The sequence below is a fragment of the Microcoleus sp. LAD1_D5 genome (assembly GCF_036702115.1).
Classification (GTDB): Bacteria; Cyanobacteriota; Cyanobacteriia; order Cyanobacteriales; family Microcoleaceae; genus Microcoleus.
In genome coordinates this window covers 19,870-27,381 of sequence record NZ_JAUBSA010000074.1, presented here as the reverse complement: position 1 = coordinate 27,381, position 7,512 = coordinate 19,870, and the positions used below count along the sequence as shown (strand labels likewise).

The window sequence follows — 7,512 nt, the reverse complement described above, 5'->3', positions numbered from 1 at the left end:
AATTATGAGTTAGCTCTAGGGGGATTAAATTGAAAACCTTCTATTATAGCATAGATTTTTTTTGCAAGAGGTCTACTTTAATCAGGAACATAAGTGTTAGTTATTACCCACATTACGAGTATCAACATCAGCACAGGCTTTTTCGAGGCGATCGAATGGTTCCATTAAGTCCCTATGTAAAAAAATTGGCTGCAACTGATGTGAAATGTCTTCCAACTTTGGCTCAAATTGACTCAAAGTACAAATTTTAACTGGAGGACGACCAGAATCTTCTGGATTAAGTGGTTTACTAGAAGTGCCTCTATTGAAAAGAGGCTCATCTTCTTTCAGTAGGAGAACCGTCGGAATTTCTTGCTTAGTATTAATTTCTAGAAACAAGATATCTCGGACAATGATCAGGTTAGGCTTTTGTTGGAGAGAATTCAGAAGAGGCAACCCAATCAGTTCTACAGAAATATGCTCATTCAAAAGCCCACCGTAGACTATCTCCTGGAATTTCTGTGGACGAACAGGCCCGGTTACTCGAAACTCTAGAGGTTTCGTTTCTGTATCAGTTATCAAAATCGCTCCACGGATAGCCGCACCCTCTTCAAAGCGATATATTCCCAGGAAACCGATAGTCAATAATTCCATAGCAATTCAAATCTAGACAGCTAAAACCAGATAGGCATATCAGGAGATATATAGCCTGCACAATTATTATACAAAATTTTTCTATGCTGTCCAATAAAAATTATTTCAGCATCCCTACTGGAGTAGTTGGGCATAGACATCATCCTGAGTATTGTTCCACACTGCATCTAGAGATGATTGACTGGCTTCAAGCCAAAACCCAGTTTTATCATACTTTACCATACTGTCTTGCTAGCGGGGGTAAATTGAACTAACCTAGCATTTAGCGCCATACAAGTCTACTTCCAGAAACTTAAAATACGTTCTTTTTTTTTAGCATATACAGCCCTATACTCCACTCTCAATTCTGTAAATTTTGCCACTTTTTTTGCGGTAAAACGGTAGTGTTAGCAAATTAAATTCAAATTATTTGTATAATTTCGGCTCGCATCAACAAAGTGGCTAACTCTCTTTTAAATTTTTGTAGAACTAGATTACAAAACTAGACAGGTAGACGCTCGCCCTTGCGTTTAAATCAGCCCATTAATTAGGTTAGATATGCGATCTATCAATACCAGAACACCTTATGGAATCAAGAGCCACCTGATGTACGATCGTCAATATTAACCATAATGTCGATCGCACGTTGGATGGCAATATTCATCGCGATCGGGCAATCCAAGTTGACGCCGAGTTGATTAAATGGCGCAGGTGCGTCAAAGTTGGGTGCAATATGTCCTTTCCAGTCGCTGACACATGGCACTTGAAGGTCTTGACAAAAAACTTTTTTTGTGGTGTAAGGTAGTCTAAATTTCCCATGAAAAACCAGTAAGACACTCAGGTACAAAGACCAAAAGCGCCGTGATGGCAGAATAACCAAGAAGTTTGTCAAAGACTAAACATTTGGTGAGCGGTGAGGTACAATTCACCTATTAAGGGGAATTGGTAAATTTTAAGATTATCCTGTAGAAGTCAAAAGTTAACAGTCTCAGGCTTGTCGAGCAGCGCGAATCAGAGAAAACTATGCCTCAAAAAGTAATCGCCGAACAGATGTCTTTGGAATCAGCGTCAGAGCCGATCGCCGTGGTTGCGACCGTCGAAACAGTGCCAGCCGAAGCAGTGGCAGTAGAGTCCTACGCCGATCGGTTGATGGACGAACTGTTTGAAGGAGTCGATCGAGCATTCGACGGCAGCGATGGACTGCCATCGGAACCAGTGCAGCCAGAATTCGTGGCGCTCAAGTCGATCTCGGTACCTCCAATAGTTTTGTCGCAGTTGGCGCCCCAGCCTCCGCGAGCCGAAAAAGACGTAGAAGCGATCGCCCGCCAAGTCGCCCTAGAAACAGCCAAAAAACAGCAGTCCAAACAATCATTCGACAGAATGCTGCTGGGAGCAGCATTTGGGTCGCTGCTGCTAGTCATGGGGTTATGGCTCGCAAGCAGGTCGCGACTGGTGCGCTTGCCAGCCGCCCCCGCACCAGAGACACCCGCCGCAAGTGGCAAAACAGCACCAGACACCCCGTTTGTGGAATACGTCCAGCGCTCGCTAGAAGCGATCGAACAAAAAAAAGCACCCCAAGCTAACCCCCAACTTGCAGGAGTTCCCGGAGTGGCCACCCCAGGGACGCTGCCGAGCATTCCAATTTCCGGCGCGCCGCCAGCAACCGCAGGTCTTTCGACCGCAGTCAACCGCATTGCTAATGCCCTCGAACAAGCTGCCTCGCAGCCGGGAGCACCAGCACCCCAAGTCGTAGTCATCCCTCCCCCCGCTCAGGTGACTGTGGCTCCGGCGGCTCCGGTAGCTGCGGCTCCGGCGGCTCCGGCGGCTCCTCAAACCAGCGCAGTTTCCCCCTCGCCGACTGCTCCAGCCTCCGGTCGTGCGCTCGCCGCTGCGGGAAATCGAGATCCCCTCGCCGCTTCCCCTTCCCCCTCGGAGTCTCCCCAGCCAAAGATTTTGGCTCGCGAAACCGAACCGGCACCAGCGCCCGCAGCCCAGCAATCGGCGCCCGCGCCGGAGCAATCCGCACCGGCCGTCAGCAGCGCCCCGACTTCGGCGCACACGTTGGTAGGGATTTTGGAGTTGGGCGATCGATCGGCTGCTTTGTTTGAAGTAGACGGCGTAGCCCGCAGGATTTATGTCGGCGAAAGCATCGGCGCTAGCGGTTGGACGCTGGCAGAAATCAAAAATCAAGAAGCAGTGATTCGCAAAGGAGGAGATGTGCGATCGGTTTTTGTCGGCCAAAAGTTCTAATCAGTCATCAGTTATGAGTCATTAGTCATCAGTCATTAGTTATGACTTAGGTCATCGGTAATCAGTAATGGGCAGCGATCGGGCTGTATATCACGAGCAGTGAAAACAGTTATAATATAGGAAGCGCCAAGACGTTCTTAATTGCTGAAACCATTGCTCTTATTACTTCTTGCTTCTATCCGTTAAATCGGTTTCCCAATTCTTTACCGAACTTTCTTCTGCTATAACTAACAACTCAGGATCAATAATCGATCTCCAGTGACTAAGAACCAATGACTAATAACTAATGACCAGTGACTAATGACCCAGGACTAATGACTGAGGATTTATAAAAAATGGGCTTATTTGATGATTTCAGCCGCTTTCTAGAAACCAGATTAGAAGAATTTTTGCGAAGCAATCCCCATCTGGAATTGCAGGCAATAGAAGAACAACTGAAGGAACAAGAAGAAGACACTCTGCGGCTGATTCTCGATATCCAAAAACAAGAGAAAAAACTGCAAGCCGAAATCCTCTCGGCAGCCCAAGAAATTCAGCGCTGGAACGATCGAGCCAACAAAGCTAAAGCTGCTCAAAGGCTCGATTTAGCTCAAGCCGCCCAAGAGCGCCAAGCAGCTTTGCTGCGTCAGGGAAATCAGCGCTGGGGTCAAATGCAAGGCTGCAAAGAACGCATTGAAAAAGCAAAAGAACTGTACCGCCAAATTCAAGTACGGCGAAAAGAAGTCCGAGCAAAAGCGGCCGAAGCAGCAACTCGAACTACCACTAAAACAGAGCAGAATTGGGATACAAAGGGTTGGAATCAGAGTTCAAATTATAACAGTTTTAATGCGGCCGATCCTTTAGAAGAAAAGTTTCAACGCTGGGAAGCAGACGAAGAACTCGATCGCATGAAGCGCAATATAGGCCGATAGTTACGAAAGCATCCCAATCCTTTAGGTACGGGTTCACCCGGGACTCGGATTCCTGGTGCAACTATTCGTCAACCCTCCAGACTCTCAGGTATTGCGAGCGATCGCTCAGACTTGATATAGTTACCATCCTAAACTTGTAGGGACAATTAATCAATCATCCCTACAATATTCTCACCTACTTAATTAGCGTTACATATTTATGGTATAAACAAAAGCTCTAATCAAGTAAAAAAAATTATGATTTGTCCCGGCTGTCAATCCACCAATCTGACGGGGTGACAACCCCGTCAGTTGAAAAAGACGAATTCTGAATCAACAAACAGTTTTTTAATTTAAATCGCTGCGGTTATTCACAACGGTTGCTCTGCTTGAGAAGGTGGCTCTTCTGGCAGCGGGATAAATTCTGTCTCTTGAGGAACCTGAGCAAACCGTCCTTCTCTCCAATCGAGTTTGGCTTGCTCAATGCGCGAGTGCCGACTCGAAACAAAATTCCACCACTTATGGCGCTCACCAACAGGTTCACCGCCAATCACAATACAACGAACCTTGCCTGAAGCAGAAATGTTTACTTCAGTGCCTGAAGTGAAAACTGCCAACCGATGTTGTTCTAAAGGCACTCCATTGATAACCAGCCCCTCTGTTACGCTGTAAACCGCCTGTTCGCTGTAATCGCCCGGTAAGGTAAATTCTCTTCCAGCAGTTAGTTGCACGTCCAGATAAATCATGGGTGAAAATATTTGAACTGGGGAAGTGCGACCATAGGCATCACCCGCAATCAGGGTGAACGAAACTCCTGCATCCTCCCAAACAGGCAGCTCAGAAGCCGGATGATGCCGAAACCAGGGGTCAGTTTCTTCGTATTCATCGGGAAGGGCTATCCAGGTTTGGATGCCATGCAGGATGGCTTCTTTGCTGCGCTCGTCGTCAGGCGTGCGTTCGGAGTGGACAATTCCTCGCCCTGCCGTCATCCAGTTCACCGCACCGGGACGGATTTCTTGAACGCTGCCGACACTATCACGATGCAGCAAAACACCTTCAAACAGGTAGGTGACGGTTGCTAAGTTGATGTGCGGATGCGGTCTGACATCCACGCCCCGGCCGGGTGGAAACACCGCAGGGCCGAGATGGTCAAAAAAGATGAACGGGCCTACCAGTGCTAAAACGTCTGAGGGAAGCAAGCGGCGGGCTTGGAATCCACCCAAATCTTGAATGTGCGGCTCGATGAGATGCTGGATGCTATCCGTCATGATGTTTTATGAAGTTGTGAGTGCTAATCGTCTATGTCAAAACTGCATTATACAAAAAGCTATCCTTGTAGAGGCCGATCGCAATATCAGTGACTGGTCTAAACTTTCCCAATCGAAAGCTGTTGTAGAGTGTCGAGTTCTCAACGAGCTTTCTGCTTACGAGACGATGGAGAGTTCATCACTGACTTGAATGCGACCTTTGACCAGGGAGCGAATCAGACGATCGAGTGAGCCACGTTCTTCTTCACTGATGGACTCATCGAGGATGGCGGCCATCATGCCGTATCGGTCAGCCTTGGTAACGCGGTGAGTATCGGTGACAGTGGCAATTAATTCGTTGATAGCGCCGGGGAGAAGATTAACTTGAAACATGGGATTATTTGGAACTCGACACCTTAATCATCTCGTGGTTTCTTCTAAGAGCAAGTGATGGTGCTGGTTTTTTTGCGTGATAATACTGAAAATATTGGGTGAACCAAGTCCGTGTTACCAGTGATCGAAGTCACAACATTGAAACCAATGCAGCGGTGAAACAATTAGAACCCACATTCGGCCCTTTGACTATCACACCGTGATAATTTTCGTCTTTCACGAGTCTTAACTTCCTGCTGTGCAAAAGTTTCAGACCTTCATCGGAAGAGCTACCTCTTCTTCAAGCAATTCTCAACAAGTAACGACTGTTGACTTTTTATCCAAAATCAAAATAAGTAGACAGACAAAAAAATTAGTCCGCCTACTTAATCGCTAACTACACATCACTCCCACTCGATCGTTCCCGGCGGCTTAGAAGTAATATCGTAAACCACCCGGTTCACCCCCTTAACCTCATTCACAATCCGATTCGAGATCAGTTCCAACAAATCGTAAGGGACGCGCGCCCAATCAGCCGTCATCCCGTCTTCACTCTTAATAAATCGCAAGACGATCGGGTAAGCATAAGTGCGCTGATCGCCCATCACGCCTACACTGCGAATCGGCAGCAAAACTGCAAAAGCTTGCCAAAGTTCACCGTACAATCCGTGCCGGTTAATTTCTTGGCGAACAATGAAGTCAGCATCCCGCAAAATATTTAGTCTCTCTGCGGTAACTTCTCCTATAATCCGAATCGCCAATCCCGGGCCAGGGAAAGGTTGTCGCTTGACGATTTCTTCCGGTAGCCCGATCGACCGGCCGACTTTTCGCACCTCATCCTTAAACAGTTTTCGCAGCGGTTCAATCAGCTTAAATCGCAAATCTTTCGGCAAACCCCCCACATTGTGGTGGCTTTTAATTTTAACAGCAACTCGTTCGCCGCTTTTCGGGTCTGCATTAGTATCAGCCGACTCAATCACATCAGGATAAAGAGTACCTTGTGCGAGGTAGTCAAAGGGGCCCAGACGCTTCGATTCTTCTTCAAATACGTTGATAAATTCGTGACCGATCCGCTTGCGTTTTACTTCAGGATCAGTAATCCCTTCAAGTTGAGCTAAAAAGCGTTCGCGAGCATTAACATACTCAACGTCAATGTGGAATTGTTCTTTAAATAATTTTACCAACCGTTCTGGTTCATACTTCCGCATAAACCCTTGGTCGATAAACATACAGGTAAGTTGGTCGCCGATCGCCTTGTGCAGCAAGAAAGCCAAAGTAGAAGAATCTACGCCGCCGGATAGAGCCAGCAAAACTCGTTTGTCTCCCACTTGCGCGCGAATTTCGCGAATCGATTCCTCCACAAAAGTAGCTGTCGTCCAAGTCGGTTCGCACTCGCAAATGTGGTAAACAAAATTGCGAATTAAAGCTATTCCCCCGATCGAGTGAACTACTTCTGGGTGAAACTGAACCCCGTACAAATTTTTCTCGTGGTGAGCAACAGCAGCAGACGGAGTATTGTCCGTGTGAGCGAGGATCTCAAAACCCGACGGCAACTCGGAACAGGAGTCTCCGTGGCTCATCCACATCGTGCTGCCTTCTTCGACATTTGTCAGCAAATCTGTAGGATCGTCAATAAATAGCGATGCCTTGCCGTATTCGGCTAACTTAGCCCGCTCAACCGTTCCTCCGAGCTGCTTTACCATCAACTGCATCCCATAACACACTCCCAACACCGGTATTCCCAAATTCCAAATTTCTGGGTCGCATTGGGGAGCTCTTTCATCGTATACAGAACTCGGGCCTCCTGAAAGAATAATTCCTTTAGGATTGATAGCTGTTAACTGTTCTGCCGTAGTGCGGTAAGAAATAACTTCTGAATATACTTGAGTTTCGCGAATGCGGCGAGCAATCAGTTCGGAATATTGCGAACCGAAGTCGAGAATCACGATCGTCTGGCGATCGCTCTGCCCCAGAGAAGAGTTTGTGAGGTCTGATTCAGTTTTTATTTGAGTAGTCACGGTTATTGCGTAATTGCTAATTGCTAATTGGGCAGAAAGTAGGGGATGTATTTGTCGCCCCTTCACTACTAGACTGAGGAAGGCGAGCAAGCATTAGTCGCTAGGAATAAATCTTATTTATAC

General features: G+C 47.0%; 7 protein-coding genes. 2 read left to right on the top strand and 5 right to left on the bottom strand.

Annotated features, from left to right (window positions below):
- Positions 1-96: 96 nt before the first annotated feature.
- The gene (locus tag QUA70_RS23520; RefSeq protein ID WP_333350236.1) at positions 97-633 is read right to left on the bottom strand and encodes a hypothetical protein; all 537 of its coding nucleotides are present in this window, start codon (positions 631-633) and stop codon (positions 97-99) included.
- A gap of 571 nt (positions 634-1,204) precedes the next feature.
- A complete protein-coding gene (locus QUA70_RS23515) occupies positions 1,205-1,375 on the bottom strand; it encodes a hypothetical protein (RefSeq protein ID WP_333350237.1) in 171 nt (56 codons plus the stop codon).
- 260 nt (positions 1,376-1,635) lie between these two features.
- Between QUA70_RS23515 and QUA70_RS23510 the strand changes: the two genes are divergently transcribed.
- Entirely contained in the window at positions 1,636-2,862 is a 1,227-nt protein-coding gene (locus QUA70_RS23510) for a hypothetical protein (protein ID WP_333350240.1), read from the top strand.
- 335 nt (positions 2,863-3,197) lie between these two features.
- On the top strand, positions 3,198-3,773 hold the full coding sequence (locus QUA70_RS23505; protein WP_333350241.1) for a TIGR04376 family protein: 576 nt from the start codon (positions 3,198-3,200) through the stop codon (positions 3,771-3,773).
- Positions 3,774-4,123: 350 nt separating this feature from the next.
- Here QUA70_RS23505 and QUA70_RS23500 read toward each other — a convergent pair whose 3' ends face one another.
- The 3 genes from QUA70_RS23500 to guaA form a co-directional block, all read right to left on the bottom strand.
- Positions 4,124-5,020, bottom strand: a complete 897-nt coding sequence (locus QUA70_RS23500; RefSeq protein WP_333350243.1) for a pirin family protein — start codon at positions 5,018-5,020, stop codon at positions 4,124-4,126.
- A 156-nt stretch (positions 5,021-5,176) separates the two neighbouring features.
- Entirely contained in the window at positions 5,177-5,392 is a 216-nt protein-coding gene (locus QUA70_RS23495; RefSeq protein WP_190659239.1) for a hypothetical protein, read from the bottom strand.
- Positions 5,393-5,775: 383 nt separating this feature from the next.
- The gene (gene guaA, locus QUA70_RS23490; protein WP_333350245.1) at positions 5,776-7,389 is read right to left on the bottom strand and encodes a glutamine-hydrolyzing GMP synthase; all 1,614 of its coding nucleotides are present in this window, start codon (positions 7,387-7,389) and stop codon (positions 5,776-5,778) included.
- Positions 7,390-7,512: the final 123 nt, after the last annotated feature.